Here is a 20,216-nt window from a genome sequence, read left to right as displayed (position 1 = left end):
TAACTATTTTGCCAAACTTCCAGCGAATGAGCAAAACCTTATTAATAAACTTAATAATAAACGACGATTATAACATTAATTGTTATCAATATTTGTTTAAGATTTATTCTTTTATAGAAAATAAATTTTTAACTAGATAAGAATAAATCGTCATGATTCATAATAAAAAAATTTTGAGGAACGGGGTTTTTTAGTATAAAAATTTAGCAATTTAATCGATATTATTTTATTATTTTAGAATCATTAATGATACTCAGCTAAATACTCCAACCAGTTAATCATCTAAAATAAGGATATCCGTTTTAATGCTTGAATCATTCTACAAATATTGGGGAAAATGCCAACAAGGCGATCAGTCAGATAATTATCACCTTTTAGCCTACCACAATTTAGATGTTGCAGCTTGTGGATATCATATAGTAAAAAACGATTATTTTAATTCTGCAGAGCTATTTGAACAGATTGGTTTTTCATCAGATGACACTGAAACAGCAGCCCTTTGGTTCGCCTATTTTCTAGCTTGGCATGATATTGGCAAATTCGCTAATGGATTTCAGCAATTATTCAAACACAATAACCCCCATCTCGTCGCCCCAGATCCTGCCAAAAGTTATTTAACTCGACATGATTCTCTTGGACACTGGTTATGGAAGAATTATTTAATGCAAGAATCAGAAATCCAATTAGAACATTACAATTATAATATTGACCAAATATATAATATTTGGTTATTAATCATGACCGGCCACCATGGCAAGCCACCAATCTTAGATCCCAAAGGCAACTTAGCATTTAATTCACAAGATAAACATGCATCTTTAGATTATATTAAAGCAATTAATAAGTTGTTTATTGTAGATAATCGGTTAGCTGGCTACCACACTAGTTTTTTTGATAAAAAATTTCGCAAAATTCTCAGCAAACTGAGCTGGTTAATCGCAGCCATAACAGTTATTAGCGATTGGTTAGGTTCCAATGAGCAATTTTTCACTTTTTGTTCAAAATCAATGGAGTTATCAGAGTATTGGGTAAACTATGCACTCGCTAATGCTGAAAAAGCCGTAGCAACTTTACCTAAAAGGTCATCCATTACTCCTTTTAATGGTATTAAAAACCTGTTTCCATTTATAGAAAAACCAACCCCTCTACAACAAAAAGCATTATCTTGCCCACTAACCGATAATGGCCCCGAATTATTTATTATGGAGGATGTCACCGGTGCCGGTAAAACCGAAGCATCTATGATTTTGGCTCATAGATTAATGGCTGCCGGGAAAGCTCACGGTATTTACATCGGTATGCCTACTCAAGCAACCGCTAATGGTATCTATCAACGAACGGCACAGATCTACGGTCAATTGTATCAAGCCGATAGCCATCCATCTCTGGTTTTGGCTCATGGTGCAAGTTACATGAATCCGACTTTTACTCAAACAATAATTAATTTAGATAATATTAGTCAGCAAAAATATCTCAACAATGATAATTCAGCCAGTAGCGAGTGCAATGAGTGGTTTGTCGATACTCGTAAAAAGTCATTACTGGCGGAAGTTGGGGTTGGTACGTTGGATCAAGCTTTGATGGCTGTAATGCCGTTTAAACATCAATCGTTGCGATTATTAGGGTTGCGTCATAAATTACTTATTTTAGACGAAGTTCATGCTTATGATAGTTATATGGTAAAACTATTAGAATCATTATTGCATTATCATGCATCGCAAGGTGGCAGTGCAATTATTCTTACTGCGACTTTACCATTTTTTCTGCGCGAAAAATTGCTTAACGCCTTCTATAGTGGATTAACATCAACACCATCACCTTTAACACTTGATACAGATTTACCTTTTCCTTTATTTACTCAACTAAATCAAAAAAACTTAGTCGAACAAGCAATAGCAACAAGAGATGAAGTAAAGCGACAAGTTAAGATTGACTGGATTGATAATATCAATTCCGGTATCGAAAAAATAAAGAGTGCAATTGAGCAAGGAAAAATTATTTGTTGGATAAAAAATAGTGTGGCTGATGCTATTAGTTTATATCAACAAATACAACAAAATTTGCATCTTGATAGTAAGCAAATTTTGCTATTTCATAGTCGTTTTGCTTATTGTGATCGTTTGGCTATCGAGCAAAAAACTATCGAATGGGCGGGAAAAACTTCAAATAACACCATTCGCTCGGCAAAAATCATAATTGCGACTCAAGTCATTGAGCAATCATTAGATCTTGATTTTGACGAAATGATTAGTGACATTGCACCTATTGATCTATTGATTCAACGTGCAGGGCGTTTACAACGACATGTGCGAGATAAACACGGAAATATCAAATCAGCCACTCACCAGAATCAACCACGTGATGAGCGAAATCCACCTATATTGACCGTATTTGCGCCAACATGGCAGGATGATCCAAGCGAAGATTGGCTAGATAATCCAGAATTTCGCAATACTAAATATGTTTACGCTAATCATGCCTATTTATGGTTTACCCAACGGGTTTTACGTGAAAGAGGTGTTATAACAATGCCTGAAGCGGCGAGACTACTTATAGAAGCGGTTTATCGCCATGATCTTGAACCACCAAAAGGTTTACAAGAGGCTTTTTATCAAGCACTAGGACAACAACTAGGACAAAGCTCACAAGCTAAAAGTATCATATTAAATTTTAATAAATGCTATAGCCGTGAACAATTCAATGCTGAATGGGATAAGGAAATTGAAGTTTCAACCCGTTTATCAAAAGATAATATTGATCTTTATTTAGCATATCAACAAGATGGAAAAGTTATTCCTTACTGTAGTAGTAACGAATACGCATGGGAACAAAGCCATATTACAATTAGTGCATCTAAATGGGCTAGAGTTAAAAAAGCCGTCCCACAACTTGACGAACAGCATCTAGAAAAATTGAGACAACAAATACATAGACCAAATGCCATTATTGTGTTAATTGAGACAGAAAAAGAACCTTCTTTTTATTCCAAGGAATTAGGCTTTTATCTAAATTAATTTAAAGTTAAATATTAATAATTTTAACTTGCAATAAGTTGAGTGAATTTCATACAGAAAAAATCGGTAAAAAATTACTCCCTTATATTTCAATTATAAAACAAATGGTTATAATTAGGGTGTTCCCTATACACATAGGGATAAACCATCGCCAGCGTTTTAGCAACGGTTGAAGGGAATGTGTTCCCTATACACATAGGGATAAACCGCGCGCGAATTTTGCTATATATCGCATTGTATGGTGTTCCCTATACACATAGGGATAAACCGCCATTCAAAACCTGACCACCTGCTTTGTTCCAGTGTTCCCTATACACATAGGGATAAACCGCTTCGGAAAGTGTAAATAAATTAGGTGAATCTGTGTTCCCTATACACATAGGGATAAACCGGTTGCAACAAGGGGAGCTAGATAATAATGGCAGTGTTCCCTATACACATAGGGATAAACCGTGGGTATTTTGCATTAAATTAGTATTAATCCGGTGTTCCCTATACACATAGGGATAAACCGCAGTTAATTGCTGTATTACATCCCCCCCGTATGTGTTCCCTATACACATAGGGATAAACCGTTATGGCGGTGTTGATGAGGAAACCGACGAACGTGTTCCCTATACACATAGGGATAAACCAGCTGCATTAACAACATATTCACCATTAGACAAGTGTTCCCTATACACATAGGGATAAACCGTAGCTAGCAGGGGCATATGAACATACTGCGGTGTGTTCCCTATATACATAGGGATAAACAAAGAGTTAGAATCAAATATTAATTAGCTTTGATTAACCCAAGCCAAAATATTTTGGATGGCTGTTTTAGCTTGATGGCTATTTTTCCAACATGATGATCCAGTTAGTAAAGCACCTTTATTTAATATTTCATCTAAATTGCTATTACGTAGTTTTTCGAATGAATCTAATTCCATCTGTTGTAATCTTTCAATAATTTTATCGCCAACATATTTAAGTTGTAGCAATTGTTCTTTTTCTAATTCTGAAAAGGCCATTTTTTCTATCCATTTAAAAAATTGTTATGATGTTACTAATGTGAATTTAGTTTTTTCCATTTCCTGATTTTAGTTCTAAAAGATTTAAATGGCGCAACTGAATTAATATGAATAAATCGTGCCACAGGCCATGCTGAAGGATAAGGTTTTGTCCAATTACGAGCATCTTTAGTAAAAAGCGTATCATCATCTAATGACTCAATCCAACTATTCCAAGTAGTCAGTTTCTGCTTAAATAATTGGATCTGTTCTTGTAATGAATAATCTTGATATATTTTATAAAAATGTTGGTATAATTCACCTAACTGATTCCATTTATATCCTTCCGCTGGTAGTATAGGCGTTTGCCCAGCAAGTTCGGCATCATCCCAAGATTTTACAAGATCTAACCATCCTAATTGATAAGCTATCATTTGGGCTGGTGTTCGATCAACACCTTCAATCAGTTTATCTTTCTCCGCTTCGGTTAATCCACTGAATTCATCAATAAATAGCTTAGCTGTTTTATTAATTTCATCTAATAGTTGTTGTTTATTGGCGTAATTCATTTTATTTACCATTATTATTAAAATACTTTAATTCTTCATCAATAAAATATCTAACTAAGTTAGCATACAATTCTTTAATTACATCGCCATTGAGACCTAACTCATCAGCCCAAAGTTTACGTTGCTCAAGCATGCTATTAAAACGTTCTTTAGCTTGCACATCGGTAGCATTTTTTTTGAATTGGCTTGCTGTTTTAACATAGTCAAAACGAGTTGCGAGTAATTGAATTACCAGATGATCTATATTATCAATTTCCGCTCGAATATCATTCATATCACGACATTCATTTGCTAAGATTTTTGGATTGTATTGAATCATATTTAATGACTAATAATTGCTAGTTTTGCTATCTTAGCACTGTATAAATATTTCTAAAAGGATTTGAATTGCAGAATTTAGAATTGGTGGAGCCAAGGGGGATCGAACCCCTGACCTCAACGCTGCCAGCGTTGCGCTCTCCCAGCTGAGCTATGGCCCCTAAAGGGATGAAAAACTTTGGCTAATAATATGCAACTAGTTAAAGGGTGTCAAATAAATTAATATTATTTGCTCAAAAAAAAAGCTAACAAAGCTCTGTCAGGCTATGACAGAGCTTGAATGATTAACGTAAAATTGCGTTTTGATCCGCGCCTTCTGCTTCAACTTTTGGTGGCATAAAGTGTTCACGTTTCACACCTAATTTAAGCGACATATATGCTGCTACATAAATTGATGAAATTGTACCTAACACAATACCAACCCCTAATGTTTCAGAGAAACCTTTTAACATTGAACCACCGAAAATATATAAGATAATAACAACGGCTAACGTTGTGCCAGATGTCATTAAGGTTCGATGTAATGTTTGAGTTAATGAGATGTTGATAACATCATATGGCGACGCACGTCGTATTTTTCTAAAATTCTCACGAATTCGATCGAATACAACGATAGTATCATTAAGTGAATAACCAATTATAGATAACATTGCTGCAATAATGGTTAAATCTAATTCACGATCAAAGAGTGATAAATAGCCCGCGGTAATGACGACGTCATGCGCTAATGCTACAACAGCACCAGTACCAAATCGCCATTCAAATCGAAATGCAATATAGATTAAGATACAAATTAATGCTGCACAGATCGCCAAAATACCATCTTGAGCTAATTCAGAACCAACCGTAGGACCAACGAATTCAACTCGCTTAATTTCAGCATTACTATCAATATCTTTATGTACTAAATTAGAGATTTTAGTACCTAATGCATTATCAATTGCAGATGATACACTACCCTCATTTTGATTGGCGGTGGCTAAACGGATAATAATATCTTTACTGCTGCCATAATACTGAACGACTGGTTCATGATAACCTGCATCACGTAAACTATTACGTAAATCATCAAGATTTACGGCTTTAGTTACTGTCAGTTCAACTGTGGTGCCACCGGTAAAATCCTGTCCAAGATTGAACCCTTTAACAAGAACAACCACAAATGAAGCAACAACCAATAACATTGAGATAACAAAAGCGATGAAGCCAAATTTTAAAAAGTCGAGTACTCTTCGTCCATGATTTAATTCTCTAACATCATGATTTTCTTTTTTATTAATAGTCACAATAAACCTCTAAATTGATAACTTATTGACGCGACGACCACCATAAATAAGATTGGCCAGAGCTCGAGTCCCTACGATCGAGGTAAACATCGATGTTACAATACCGATACCTAATGTAATGGCAAAGCCTTTGATAGAACCTGTACCTACTGCATAAAGAATAATCGCAGTTATTAATGTGGTAATATTGGCATCAAAAATACTACTCCAAGCGCCAGCATAACCTTCGTTAATTGCATGTTGGACACCTCGACCATTACTGAGCTCTTCTTTTATACGCTCATTAATTAAAACATTCGCATCAACTGCCATACCTACAGTTAGTACGATACCGGCAATACCTGGCATACTTAATGTTGCCCCAGGTAATAAAGACATTGCACCAACAATAAGAATTAAGTTTGCAACTAATGCAAGGCTAGCGAATACACCAAATAAACGATATACCACTAACATAAAGATTACCGAAATTAATAATCCCCATACACAAGATTCTAAACCTTGAGTAATATTTTCTTGCCCCATTGACGGACCAACGGTACGTTCTTCAATTATTTGGATCGGCGCAATCAATGCACCTGCTCTTAATAGTAGTGATAAGTTTCTAGCTTCATCAACACTACTAATCCCAGTTACTTGGAATCGGTCACTAAAAATACCTTGGATCGTTGCTACATTGATAACTCTCTCTTGTTTTTCAAGAATAGGTTTATCATTTTCATCACGTTTTCCTGTATCTTTATATTCAACAAATAATGTTGCCATTGCTTTTTTCAGATGTTTCTGCGTGAAATCAAGCATAGTTTTGCCGCCAGCACTATCTAAGTTAATAGAAACTTCAGGCTGGCTATATTCATTTACTCTAAATGAAGAATCGGTAATATGATCACCTGTTAATACTACACGTTTATAAAGTAAGACCGGACGACCATTTTCCATATATTTTATTTCAGAACCATATGGAACACGCATTTCACCTTTTAAAATAGCTTCTAAGTCAGTTGAACCATCTTCATTTACTTGTCTAAACTCGAGGGTTGCAGTTGCACCTAAAATTCGTTTAGCTAATGCAGTATCTTGAATACCAGGTAATTCAACAACAATACGATCAGAACCTTGACGTTGAACAATTGGTTCAGCAACACCTAATTGATTAACACGATTACGCAAAATGGTGGTATTTTGTTGTACAGCATCACTTTTAGCTTGTTGTAGCCGCTGTTGGCTAACACTAATAACGATGCTATTTTCACTTTGCGAAGTTAATTCATAATCTTGCAATCCATTAATTTTAGTAATGGCTTTGTTTCGATCTTCTGTATTATCGAATTGCATTAAGATTTGTTGATTACTACTTTTATTTAATGCTTTGTAATTTAGATTATTTTTATTGAACTCTGCTTTTAAATTTTCAATCGATTGTTCTGTCAATTTACTTAACGCAGTAGTCATATCTACTTCCATTAAGAAATGCACACCACCACGCAAATCGAGCCCTAATTTCATGGGTTCGGCACCAATCATTGTTAACCATGATGGTGTTGCAGGCGCTAGATTTAGTGCAACAGTATAATCATCACCTAATTCTTGTGATATTAATTCCTTAGCTTTCAGCTGAGTATCATTATCACTTAAACGAATTAAAATAGATTTATTTTCATAAACTAGTGATTTAGGTTCAATTTGATTTTTCACCAAAAGTTGTTTGACTTTATCTTGCGTAGCAACATTAATTTCGGCACTATTTGAACCTGAAATTTGTATAGCGGGATCTTCACCATAAATATTTGGAAGAGCATAAAGTAGGCCGACGCAAATCACGACGACCAACATAATGTACTTCCACAAAGGATAGCGATTTAGCACGACATATTCTCTTGTGGGATTAGATAATTAATACAATGAATTATAATAGCAAAATCTATTATAATGATTTCATTGTTCCTTTTGGTAATACCGATGTGATGAAGTCACGTTTGATAACAACTTCAGTTGTATCATTTAACTCTAACACAATATAACCATTTTCATTAACTTTTGATACTCGACCAATAAGTCCACCATTAGTTAATACTTCATCACCTTTTGAAATAGAAGCCATTAACTCACGATGTGCTTTAGCACGTTTTTGTTGTGGACGCATAATCATAAAATAGAAAAATAGCCCAAACACCACCAACATAATTGGCATTATGTAATCGCCACCAGGCTGAGCACCATCAGCTGCGTATGCATTAGAAATAAAAAAGTCCATATTGGTCCTCTTAATGAATATAAAAATATTAAAGTGCAGAATTATAACACAATAAATAAATCGATTATTAACTATTTCTTGCCAATATCTTTTAAGTCAACAACAAATATCGCTATTATTAACAATTTTATTCAATTAACTAAATAAATACAGTACCCGCCAACAATGAACCAGCCAAAAAATTAAGTCGTTAAATATTGTGCCATACTAACCAAGTTAAATAACCATTTAGGATAAACACCACATACCATGGTTAATAATGCTGCGATAACAATAAATAATTCACTCACTTTTATATCTTGCCATTTCAATTTAATAATAGAATTATTACTTGAGAAATCATCACGGCTGATAGGCTGCCTAATATAAAGATTAAGAATAAGTCGTGAGTAGAAATATAAACCTATGGTACTACCAATTACTACTGCAGCAATTAACCACCACAACTCAGCCGTCACACCTAATAGTACTAAAAGAAAACGTCCTACAAAACCTGCTGTAAGTGGTGCACCTGCTAGAGATAATAAACCAACTCCCATTGCCAAGGCTAAAATAGGGCGACGCCAAAATAATCCTGAAAGATCAATTTCTTTTTCATGATCTTGTAACTCATTGGAATGGGATTCTAAGCTGATCACGCCTAAAACACAGATGTTGGCAAAAATGTAGCCAATTAAATAAACACCTATTGTTTCTAAAGCGAGCACCTGATACTGCACGGCAATTAAAGCTAGTAAAAGATAGCCAAAATGGGCAACTGAGGAATAAGCCAATAACCTTTTTAAGCTACTTTGCATTAATGCCAATAAATTTCCCCATAAAATTGAACAAAAGGCCATAATAACCAAAATAATACGGATTGTTTCATTATTTACTATTGGTGCTAATAAAAATAGTCTGGCAATAGCACAAAACACGGCGACTTTACCTACCGTTGATAGTAGTAATGAAACAACTGTCGGAGCCCCTTGGTAAACGTCAGGTAACCAAAGTTGAAAAGGTACCAGCGAAAGTTTAAAACCAATACCAACTAACATTAAACAAATACCAATTAATAATAATGTACTTGGATAGGTCATGGTTGATAATTGATAACTTAAACCACTAAATGTCAGCTCGCCAGTCGTAGCATAATAAAAAGCAATACCCATTAACAAAAATGAACTAGCAATGGCAGACAAAATCATATATTTAATCGCAGCTTCTAGCGCATGGGTTTGGATGTATTGATAGCCGATTAAGCCAATAAATGGAATCGAAAGTAATTCAATTCCAAGAAAGAATGACATTAAATGACTAGCATAAACTAAAGTGATTCCGCCTAATGTCATAAATAGTAAAATTATATAGAATAATCCATGGTTGATTTCTTCTTGTACAAACCATCGATAAGCTAATGATGCGACCACAATTGAAATGATTAAAATTAAGCTGGTATAAAGTAACCCATAACCATCACAAGTAAATAACGCAGTAACATGATGAGCTCCCCATTCGTTATTAGCATCATTCTGCTGAGTATCATCTACATTAGGTGACGATCCAACCATATCATTATTTTCTGTAACAGACTCTGTAATTTCCGAATTTTCCGAGGTAGTGATTTCTTGTTCTGTAGGTACGGCATCAATAGCTACCGTTTGTTCAGTTGCAGGCGTTTTATCACTAGTATCTAGTGGCGAAGAAACAGATATTTGCATATTGTCACTACTAATATCTGATATTGCTTGGGTATTAAATGAAATTTTATACCCCAAAATTGCTGAGAAAACTAATGCAAAAATTAATCCCGATATGGTTAAAGTTGCACACTTTTTAGTATCTATTTTGAAAATAAATAATGCGATGAGCAAAACTATTATGGCAAAGCTCAATATAAATATTGGCAATAAAGCTATCATAAGTTATTACTCTCCCACTCTTTCAGTAATTATATATTGCAGTGTTTGGTTGACAATAGAATAAGACATATCTAAAACCATTTTTGGATATAATCCAATAAAAATTAATACAATAAGCACACTAGACAATAGAAAAATATCTTTTTTACTCAGCAAGTGTTTTGTAACCGTAATTTTATCAACTACGCCATAAAAAATAGGTTGCATGCGAATAATTAACGATATCGACAGTAACAATAATCCAATTGCCAGTAAGATAGTGTAATAAGGATATGAGTTATAACTACCTAATAACATCATATAATTACCAACAAAGTTAGCCGTTCCTGGAATACCTAACACAGCTAACATAAAAAATAGAGTAAAAGAAGACAAATACTTTACTTGCTCTTTTAATCCAACGAATTGATTAATGTTTCGGGTTAAATAACATTCTGCTAACATACCACTTATTATAAACATACCAACAATAGCTAAATTAACAGCTATCATTTGAATAACAACACCTTGGAAAGCAATAACTGAGCCGCTATAAATAATAGCCGTGACAAATCCCATTAAAGCAATATGGATATAAGCAATCAGCTTCTTAATATCTGTCTGATTAAAAGCAAGTAAAGCGGTATAAAACAACGTACATATAGCCAACACTAAAATAAACGGCATAATTGTTAGCGAAGCATTAGGAAAAAGTGGGATCACAAAACGTAATAAACCAAATGCCGCTGTATTAACTAACAAACCACTTATCATCATCGAACCACTTGTTGACGATTCAATATGTGCTTCAATAAACCAATTATGAAAAGGGATTAAAGGAATACGTATAATAAAAGCAGCTAAAAAGCCTAGCATTAATAAAAATTCGGTATTACTTGAAATCGGCGTATTAGTTAAAATTTGATAATCAAAAGTCCATTTCGCCGTTATGTTCCAGTTGATTAAAGCCAATGATACAATCGATATTAGCATTAGTAGGCTACTTATCTGAGTGTAAATTAAAAATTTGCTAGCACCATTAAAACGTAATTGTGAATTTAAATCTCGTCTGCCCCACAACGAAATTAAAAAATAGATTGGAATAGCTACCGCTTCCCAGAAGAAAAACATTAAAAACAGATCAGTGATTACAAATAACATCATAATGGCTGATGCCATAAATAATACACATAAATAAAATAATCCGACATTATTAAGATTTTCTTTACTAGAATAAACAATAACTAACAATACAACAAAGAGTGTTGAACTAATAACAATCAAAGATAAACCATCTAATACCAAATGAAAATGAATACCAAGTAAAGGGATCCAATCAATATTAACTTCTTTAATCCAGTTTGGACTTTGTTCTAAAGAACTGCTTGCATCTGCCCATAAAACAATTACCAAAATAAACGTGATTAATATGGTTGTAAGAGCAATCATCATTGGTAAACGTTGCCAGCGCAACTGTATATCGGTTGAAGTCATGATTCTTTGTAAAAATACATGACAAAGCCAACCAATAAATCCGCCAATTACAGGTAAGAAAACAAGCCATAACAACATTAAGTTCACACCTTTATCAAATAAAAATCAATAACATTAATATAATAATGCTACCTATTACCATTGAAACCATATACCATCTTATTTGTCCGTTTTCTAAACTGACAATATAAGCATTTATTTTCTTTATCCCCCACATAATCCAATCATCCCATAATGCTAATGGATCCTTTTTCAGTAAGTTTGCTAAATAAATATATGGTTTTACAAAAACATTATTTAACAAATAGTCAAATCGCCAATCACTTTTACATAATTTTCCTAACGATTTGATCATCGGAGTATTGAGAATTTCATGAACTTCAGCGTTCGGATGAGCATAAAGAATATAGGCAATGACTAAACTTAATAAGGTTACTGCACACAGCAATATTCTAAATGGGATCTGACCTTGCGTATCTAAATTGGCTATTGGGATTATCCCTTTTATCGGCAATGGCAAGTAAATAAACAGTGCCGTAGTAAATATCAATAAGATAAAAAGCGGATAATAATTTATTTTTCTGATTCTTATTATCTTTTCAATTTTAATTGAATGATGGAAAACCAAAAATATCAACCGCCAAATACATAAACTAGACAATAAAATACCTAATAAGCCGATAGTACCGGCCATTAAGCTATCTTGAGCCATTAATCCCCAAATAATATCACCTTTAATATAAAATGATGCTGACACCCACGGTAAGGCACTAAGTGATAACATGATTACTAAGAAGATTGCATATAAAACTCGATTAGACTTTAACAAGCCACCAAGTTTATTGATGTCTCGTTCACCTTGGCACTGTTTGATTAAAATTGCAGAAGCAAGAATGAGTAATGTGCTAGTTACAGCATAATTAATCAAACAACTTAATGACAAATTCCAGCTCTGGGTCGAAAATGCATAAAATAGATAACTTATTTGCGCTAAATTGATATAAGTTATAATCTGTTTTATATCATTTTGAACCAAAGCAATACTACTGGCAAAAATAACAGTCAAAGAAGCGAATAAAAGCATTATATTAAGCGTATCACTCGACATCATAAACAGATTGCTTAGTCTTAAGACCAGATAAACACCAGCAAATATAACAGTAGAAGATTGCAATAACGCAACCGCTGGCATCGGTGCTAGTGTTGTTTCTTTGAACCATGAATGCATTGGGAAAAGCGCAGATTTACTCATAGCGCCAAGAAATAACATTAACGTAATCCAAAAAATAATATCTGAATCAACAGCTAAATCATTATGCGCTTTTATTAAAATATCGCTAATTTTTAATGTTTCTAAAGTCTGATAAAGTAAGAATATACCTATGATTAGAAAAATATCAGTTAAATGCATCATAACAAATGCTTTAACGGCAGCATAACTATTGCGAGCTTGTTTGTAGTAGATACCAATAAGTAAGTAAGTACTTATACTCACCCCTTCCCAACCAAGTAACATTACAAACAAATTATCAACAAGAACAACCGTTAACACACTTGCTATAAGTAAATTGCTATATGCATAAAAAGTATAAATATCTTTTCTCGATTTTAAATAACAGGCGGCAAAAAAATAAATCAATAAACCAAAGAATGATATTAATACTAAGAATGTTAGTGATAAGCCATCTAGTGTTAAAGATATAGGAACTTCAAAATCACCGACTGAAAACCAAGTCCATAAATTTCTTGTATAAACCAATGTCATATCAGGAACAGTATTGGTAGTAAAATCAATACAAGAAAATATTGTTATTAATCCAACAAGAAACATCGTACAAATCCCGATTAACATAACATTAATGGATTGTATTTGTCGCCCAAAACAGACTAATATCAAGAAAGATAGCAATGGAACAATGATAGTTAAATAAAGTAAATTCATCCTTTCATTTCACTCAATGAGTCAATATTAAAGTTTTTACGTCGATAAATTAATTTTACCAGTAAAGCAAGCCCGACAGATATTTGAGCTAATACAGCCGTTACCGCTAATATAGCAAGCACCTCTCCATCAGATTGCTGCCAATAACTACTTGCAACAAAAAGTGCTGCAATGGCTCCATTATTCATGATGACAAGACTTAACAATAAGAAGTAGAGATTACGTCTAATCATTACCCCTAAAAGCCCTATTACAAATAAGATAGAGGCAAAAATCAAACCATACATAAGTGGTATCACATTATTTCTCCGACAGCATTCGATGCATAAAATGATAAGATATAACTGCAGCACCTAATAATAAAAATGTAGCTAATTCAGCCATTAATACATAAGCATAGATTGACATTTGGTGCATCAATTCATGAGATTCCGTGAACTGTGTATAGTCAGTGCTTACTACGCCATAAATAAGAACAACTAATAAAATAAACGCTAAAACTAATGGTCCTAGCCAAATTTTGGGGCTGATACCATGTTTACCATTTTCAACATTGTCGCGACGCATTTCGAGCATTAAAGAAACAGCCCTAAACAGAATGACAGCTCCACCAATAAAAAAAAGAATATATAAAACAGCCGAAATATATGTTTCAAGGAGAATAAATATTAATGCTGATGCAAAAAGTGATATAGCCAGATATAAAATTGCTTTTTCTACTCGCCGACAAAAAATCACTTTTATACTTGCAACAACAGCAATTATCGATGCGATATAAAAAACAACGATCATTAATTCATCCAATACTTATTTCATAATGACATTAGTATATACTTAATTGACAACAATATACAGTTTACTAACGTAGTGTTAATACAAAAAAGTCTTTCTAAATAAAATTTTAACTTTTCATAATAGTAAGAATATTTATTTAGCAAATATAATAAAAACAATAGAAATAATAAAATCCATAAAATTTTATTATTTAAATTCAATACAACATTGTTATAAAGTATGTATCCTGAGCGATTAACCTATATTTATACCTTTTTCTTTAAATTGTCATTTTAATCATACAGTTTAAACGCACTTAGGCAAAAATATAAACAAGTAGAGAATAGAATGAATAATCAATACTCATCAATGCGAAGTAACGTCAATATGTTAGGCACCCTATTAGGCGATGCAATTAAACGCGCAACAGGTAATGAAACTTTCGATTTAGTCGAAAAAATCCGTCAGTTATCCAAATCGGCACAACAAGGAAATAAACAAGCGCATAATGAATTACTTAAGTTAATTGAGAATCTTAATGATCAAGATCTACTTCATGTTGCACGTGCATTCAACCAGTTTTTAAATTTAGTTAACACTGCTGCAGAGTATTATGGTATTTCGCCTCATGGCGAAGCATCAAGTAGTCCTAAAAAGATGACTGAATTATTCAAATCACTTAAAGACTTAAATTTTGCCCCTCAGACTATTTCACAAGCGATTGATAATTTATCTATTGAGTTAGTACTTACTGCTCATCCAACGGAAATCAATCGCCGCACAATGATTAATACTTATACCGCAATTAATAGTTGTTTATCACAACTTGACCATAATGATTTAGCCGATTATGAAAAAGAACGGATTATGCGTCGTTTAAAACAGCTCGTTTGCCAAGCATGGTATACCGACGAAATTCGTAAAAAACGCCCTACACCTCTTGATGAAGCTAAATGGGGATTTTCGGTTATTGAAGATAGTTTATGGGAAGGTGTTCCTCTATTTTTACGTGAGTTCAATGATCAACTAGTTGATTCATTTAATGAAGAGCTATCCGTTGAACATGTACCAGTTAAATTTACCTCATGGATGGGCGGAGATCGAGATGGCAATCCAAATGTCACAGCTAAGGTGACAGAAAAGGTCATGTTACAAGCCAGATTAAAAGCAATTGAATTATTTTTAGCGGATATTCAGATTCTAGTTCGTGAATTATCCATGACAGAATGTAGTCAATCGGTTATTGATTTATTAAACGAACAAAATAAAACTGCATCAGAGCCTTACCGAGCCGTAATGAAACAACTACGATCTCGTTTAGTTAAAACCCACGGTTATATCATTTCACTATTAAACAATGAGCAAGTTTTAGCGCCAACCGATCTTTTGACTAAAAATGAACAATTATGGACACCACTTTATATCTGTTATGAATCTTTAATAGAGAATGGCATGTCAACTATTGCTCATGGGCCATTACTAGATACATTAAGACGTATTAAAAGCTTTGGATTGCAATTAGTTAGATTAGATATCCGTCAAGACAGCTCGGTCCATACTGAGGCTTTAGATGCTTTAACTAAAGAACTTAATTTAGGTAGTTATGCCTCATGGACAGAAGAAGAAAAACAGGAATTTTTATTAGCTGAATTGCAATCTAATCGACCATTACTTCCTTATAATTGGCAACCAGATGAAATGGTAAAAGAAGTGTTAGATACCTGCCGAGTGATTAAAAAAGCGGGTGAGGAATCAATCGCTTCTTATGTAATTTCAATGGCCAAAGCTCCTTCTGATATTTTGGCAGTTTATTTACTCCTAAAAAGTGTTGATTGCCAAAAAAATATTCCTGTTGCACCGTTATTTGAAACCTTAGAGGATTTAAATAATGCTAAATCTGTTATGCAAAAACTTTTAGATATTCCTTGGTATCGAGAAAAGATCAATGGCAAACAGATGGTAATGATTGGCTATTCAGATTCTGCGAAAGATGCAGGAACACTTGCTGCGTCATGGGCACAATATCGGTCACAAGAAGAATTAGTCAATTTGTTTGAAAAATATAATATTAACTTAGTATTATTCCATGGTCGTGGTGGTTCAATTGGACGTGGTGGTGCACCAGCTCATGCGGCTTTACTTTCACAACCACCAGGATCACTTAAAGGTGGTTTACGTGTTACAGAACAAGGCGAGATGATTAGATTTAAGCTTGGTTTACCTGAGGTTGCACTTAGTAGCTTAATGCTTTATGCATCAGCGATTTTACAAGCAAATTTACTTCCACCTCCAGAGCCTAAGCAAGTCTGGCGAGATATTATGGATGAAATGTCAGATTATTCTTGCCAATGCTATCGAAGCTATATTCGAGAAAAAGCTGAATTTGTTGATTATTTTAGAGCAGTTACACCAGAAGCAGAACTAGGTAGATTACCATTAGGTTCTCGTCCACAAAAACGTCGAACAGGTGGTGGAATTGAGAGCCTACGTGCAATACCATGGATTTTTGCTTGGACTCAAAACCGTTTAATGGTGCCTTCATGGCTTGGTGCAGGTAGTGCACTTAGAGTTGTTATCCTTGAAGGTAAAAAAGATCAATTGCAAGATATGTATCATAATTGGCCATTTTTTAATGCTCGTTTAGGAATGCTAGAAATGGTTTATGCCAAAGCAGCACCAAATATTCATGAATATTATGAACAACGTCTAGTTTCCTCTACATTATGGCCATTAGGTGATGAATTAAGAAATTTATTAACTGAAGATATCAATACTGTACTAACCATCACGGATGATATTAGCTTAATGGCTGACTTACCATGGATTGCCGAGTCAGTCGCATTGCGTAATACTTATATTGAACCACTTAACTTATTGCAAGCCGAATTATTGAGTCGTTCTCGTAAAAATAATGATGAAAATAGTATTGTTGAACAAGGATTAATGATAACAATTTCAGGTATTGCAGCAGGAATGCGAAATTCAGGATAATAAAAAAGGGCTTATTCGCCCTTTTTATTTTGAGAAAGTTGTTCCAAATATGCTTTAGCATCTTCATCACCTTGCTCGCTAGCTTTGGTGAACCAATAAATAGCTACATTAATATTTTGTTTAACATCCTGACCTTCAAGGTATTTAATAGCTAAATTATATTGAGCATCAACACTTCCTTGATTGGCGGCTTTATTATACCAATCTATAGCTTTTTGTTCGTCTTTAGGGACCCCACCACCGACATCATACATAACAGCAATATTATATTGGGCATCAGCATTACCACCCTCGGCTGCTTTAGTAAACCAATGAGCTGCTTGAGTATTATCTGGTCTTGTCCCCGAGCCAGTTGCATACATAATACCTAAATTATACATCGCCAATACATGACCTCGTTCTGCGGCTTGCGTATAAAAATAAAGTGCTGCAACATAATCCTGAGTTAAACCATCACCATTTTGAGACATTAATCCTAAATAATATTGTGCTTCAGCATTATTATCTTTTGCAGCTTGACTAAACCAATCAGCAGCAATCATTCGATCTTTTTCTACATCATCACCAAAAAAGTACATAATACCCAGATTTAAATAGGCATCATAAATACCTTGATCGCCTGCTTGGGTAAAATAATTAATCGCAGCAGAAATATCTTTAGCAACTCCTTCACCATTTTTATACATTAACGCCAAATTATATTTAGCTAAAGGATAATTCTGATCAGCTGCCAATTTAAAAAATTTGAATGCTTCAGATAAATTCGCTTTGGTTCCTAATCCATTTTGATACATATAAGCTAAATTATTTTGTGCTTTAGCTAATCCTTGTTCCGCAGCTTTATTGAACCAAAAAAATGCTTTTAAATTATTAACTTCAACACCTAACCCTTGTTTATAAATGGTACCGAGATTATATTGTGATTGCATATCACCCTTTTCAGCAGCAAGCAATAAAGAAGGTATTAGTGAACCTGGGTCGCTCACTTTTAATTCCGTATCAGGCTGTGTTTTAGCTTCACTTGCCATTACTCCACAAGAGATAAATAACATCAAAGCCAATATAATTTGAAGTTTTTTCATAATTGTCTAAATGCCATAATATTGGCAATAATTATACATAATTGCTCCAAAAGGGAATAGTTTTGTTTTGCAATTAACTTTATCCATTATTTTCCCATTAATTAGTTAAATATATTACAAACCAAGTTCCTGCCAAATTTTATCAACATGGGCAACCACTTTTTCATCTTTAGTAATAATGCTTCCCCATTCTCGATTTGTTTCACCCTGCCACTTATTTGTAGCATCCAATCCCATTTTAGACCCTAAGCCAGATACAGGTGAAGCGAAGTCTAGATAATCAATTGGCGTATTATCAACAAATGTAGTATCTCGGTGTGGATCCATTCTTGTTGATATAGCCCACATAACATCTTTCCAATCCCTTGCATTAATATCATCATCACAAACAATAATAAATTTAGTATACATAAATTGTCTTAAATAGGACCAAATACCCATCATGACTCTTTTGGCATGCCCTGGATATTGTTTTTTGATTGTGACAATAGCAATTCGGTAAGAACATCCCTCTGGTGGAAGATAAAAATCAACAATTTCAGGAAATTGTTTTTGTAATATTGGAATAAACACTTCATTTAATGCTAATCCCATTACTGCCGGTTCATCTGGTGGCCTACCGGTATAAGTGGAATGATAAATGGCATCTTTGCGTCTAGTTAAATGAGTTACCGTGAACACGGCAAATTTTTCAACTTCATTATAATAACCAGTATGATCACCATAAGGGCCTTCAGCAGCAAGTTCGTTGGGATCGATATAACCTTCGAGAATAATTTCAGCTGTTGCTGGCACTTCTAATTCATTTGATAATGACTTAACAACTTCAGTTCGACTATTTCGTAACAATCCTGCAAAAGCGTATTCTGATAATGTATCTGGCACTGGCGTAACGGCACTTAATATAGTGGCTGGATCTGCGCCTATTGCGATACTAACTGGAAAATTTTCATTTGGATGAGATTTTTGCCATTCAGCAAAATCAAGCGCACCACCACGATGTGATAACCAACGCATGATTAATTTATTTTTACCTAATAATTGTAAGCGATAAACACCAATATTTTGACGCTCTTTATGAGGACCTTTGGTTATTGTTAACCCCCAAGTTACGAGTGGGGCTACATCTCCTGGCCAGCAATGCATAATAGGTAATTGAGTTAAATCGACTTCATCATCTTTAAAAATTAATTCCTGGCAAGGTGCTGAAGAACGACGCTTTACCGGCATATTGAGAACTTGTTTATATTTAGGCAAAACATCAAAAAATTGTCGAATACCTTTCGGTGGTTCAGGTTCTCGTAAAAAAGCGAGCAATTCGCCAATTGCTCGCAATTCTGTAGTTTCTTCTCGCCCCATCGCCATAGCAACTCGTTTAGCCGTACCAAAAAGATTACACAACACTGGGATTTTATAACCAATTGGATTTTCGAACAATAATGCCGGACCTTGTGAACGTAATACACGATCAGCGATTTCTGTCATTTCAAGATGAGGATTAACCGGATAACTAATTCGTTTCAGTTCGCCTTGCTGTTCAAGGTAATCTAAAAAATCCCGAAAATTAGATAATGCCATTATTGCTCCTTTCAACTCTAAATTACATTAATCAAATACAAG

General features: G+C 34.1%; 15 protein-coding genes, 1 tRNA gene and 1 CRISPR repeat array. Of the genes, 2 read left to right on the top strand and 14 right to left on the bottom strand.

Annotation, left to right across the window (positions count from 1 at the left end):
• Positions 1-305 precede the first annotated feature (305 nt).
• Entirely contained in the window at positions 306-3,014 is a 2,709-nt protein-coding gene (gene cas3, locus H3T83_RS00225) for a CRISPR-associated helicase Cas3' (RefSeq protein WP_198214783.1), read from the top strand.
• Between the two features lie 119 nt (positions 3,015-3,133).
• Positions 3,134-3,771: direct repeats of the CRISPR family, unit length 28 nt; unit sequence GTGTTCCCTATACACATAGGGATAAACC.
• Positions 3,772-3,793: 22 nt separating this feature from the next.
• Here the strand turns inward: cas3 and H3T83_RS00220 are convergent.
• The 12 genes from H3T83_RS00220 to H3T83_RS00165 form a co-directional block, all read right to left on the bottom strand.
• On the bottom strand, positions 3,794-4,027 hold the full coding sequence (locus H3T83_RS00220; protein ID WP_065577746.1) for a hypothetical protein: 234 nt from the start codon (positions 4,025-4,027) through the stop codon (positions 3,794-3,796).
• 35 nt (positions 4,028-4,062) lie between these two features.
• Positions 4,063-4,575: a ClbS/DfsB family four-helix bundle protein gene (locus H3T83_RS00215; protein ID WP_198214782.1), complete on the bottom strand. Its 513-nt coding sequence runs from the start codon at positions 4,573-4,575 to the stop codon at positions 4,063-4,065.
• Between the two features lies 1 nt (position 4,576).
• The gene (locus H3T83_RS00210; protein WP_065650830.1) at positions 4,577-4,894 is read right to left on the bottom strand and encodes a chorismate mutase; all 318 of its coding nucleotides are present in this window, start codon (positions 4,892-4,894) and stop codon (positions 4,577-4,579) included.
• Between the two features lie 84 nt (positions 4,895-4,978).
• Positions 4,979-5,054: transfer RNA gene (locus H3T83_RS00205), tRNA-Ala, on the bottom strand.
• A gap of 123 nt (positions 5,055-5,177) precedes the next feature.
• Positions 5,178-6,173 carry a protein translocase subunit SecF gene (secF, locus tag H3T83_RS00200; protein ID WP_198214987.1) on the bottom strand — a complete coding sequence of 332 codons (996 nt, stop codon included), beginning with the start codon at positions 6,171-6,173 and terminating at the stop codon, positions 5,178-5,180.
• Positions 6,174-6,188: 15 nt separating this feature from the next.
• Positions 6,189-8,045, bottom strand: coding sequence for a protein translocase subunit SecD (secD, locus tag H3T83_RS00195; protein WP_081298790.1), 1,857 nt, complete (start codon positions 8,043-8,045; stop codon positions 6,189-6,191).
• A gap of 58 nt (positions 8,046-8,103) precedes the next feature.
• Entirely contained in the window at positions 8,104-8,433 is a 330-nt protein-coding gene (gene yajC / locus H3T83_RS00190; RefSeq protein WP_065577759.1) for a preprotein translocase subunit YajC, read from the bottom strand.
• 182 nt (positions 8,434-8,615) lie between these two features.
• The gene (locus tag H3T83_RS00185) at positions 8,616-10,190 is read right to left on the bottom strand and encodes an NADH-quinone oxidoreductase subunit N (RefSeq protein WP_181414536.1); all 1,575 of its coding nucleotides are present in this window, start codon (positions 10,188-10,190) and stop codon (positions 8,616-8,618) included.
• 150 nt (positions 10,191-10,340) lie between these two features.
• Positions 10,341-11,885: a NuoM family protein gene (locus tag H3T83_RS00180; RefSeq protein ID WP_198214781.1), complete on the bottom strand. Its 1,545-nt coding sequence runs from the start codon at positions 11,883-11,885 to the stop codon at positions 10,341-10,343.
• A gap of 16 nt (positions 11,886-11,901) precedes the next feature.
• Positions 11,902-13,749 carry an NADH-quinone oxidoreductase subunit L gene (locus H3T83_RS00175; RefSeq protein ID WP_065577762.1) on the bottom strand — a complete coding sequence of 616 codons (1,848 nt, stop codon included), beginning with the start codon at positions 13,747-13,749 and terminating at the stop codon, positions 11,902-11,904.
• A complete protein-coding gene (gene nuoK / locus H3T83_RS00170) occupies positions 13,746-14,048 on the bottom strand; it encodes an NADH-quinone oxidoreductase subunit NuoK (protein ID WP_065577763.1) in 303 nt (100 codons plus the stop codon). Before nuoK ends, H3T83_RS00175 begins: the two co-directional genes overlap by 4 nt.
• A gap of 1 nt (position 14,049) precedes the next feature.
• Entirely contained in the window at positions 14,050-14,541 is a 492-nt protein-coding gene (locus H3T83_RS00165; RefSeq protein WP_198214780.1) for an NADH-quinone oxidoreductase subunit J, read from the bottom strand.
• Between the two features lie 330 nt (positions 14,542-14,871).
• Here H3T83_RS00165 and ppc point away from each other — a divergent pair, with 330 nt between their 5' ends.
• Positions 14,872-17,514 carry a phosphoenolpyruvate carboxylase gene (ppc, locus tag H3T83_RS00160; protein WP_198214779.1) on the top strand — a complete coding sequence of 881 codons (2,643 nt, stop codon included), beginning with the start codon at positions 14,872-14,874 and terminating at the stop codon, positions 17,512-17,514.
• Between the two features lie 11 nt (positions 17,515-17,525).
• Here the strand turns inward: ppc and H3T83_RS00155 are convergent, their stop codons facing one another.
• Together H3T83_RS00155 and ubiD are read right to left on the bottom strand one after the other, a co-directional pair.
• On the bottom strand, positions 17,526-18,596 hold the full coding sequence (locus H3T83_RS00155; protein ID WP_198214778.1) for an SEL1-like repeat protein: 1,071 nt from the start codon (positions 18,594-18,596) through the stop codon (positions 17,526-17,528).
• Between the two features lie 114 nt (positions 18,597-18,710).
• Positions 18,711-20,174 (bottom strand): 4-hydroxy-3-polyprenylbenzoate decarboxylase, encoded by a 1,464-nt coding sequence (ubiD, locus tag H3T83_RS00150; protein ID WP_110453032.1) that lies wholly within the window; start codon positions 20,172-20,174, stop codon positions 18,711-18,713.
• Positions 20,175-20,216: the final 42 nt, after the last annotated feature.

The organism is Gilliamella sp. M0320 (genome assembly GCF_016101635.1).
In the GTDB taxonomy this organism is placed as follows: Bacteria; Pseudomonadota; Gammaproteobacteria; order Enterobacterales; family Orbaceae; genus Gilliamella; species Gilliamella apis.
The sequence above is the reverse complement of the archived record's forward strand: the minus strand, read 5'-3'. Positions and strand labels throughout refer to the sequence as shown.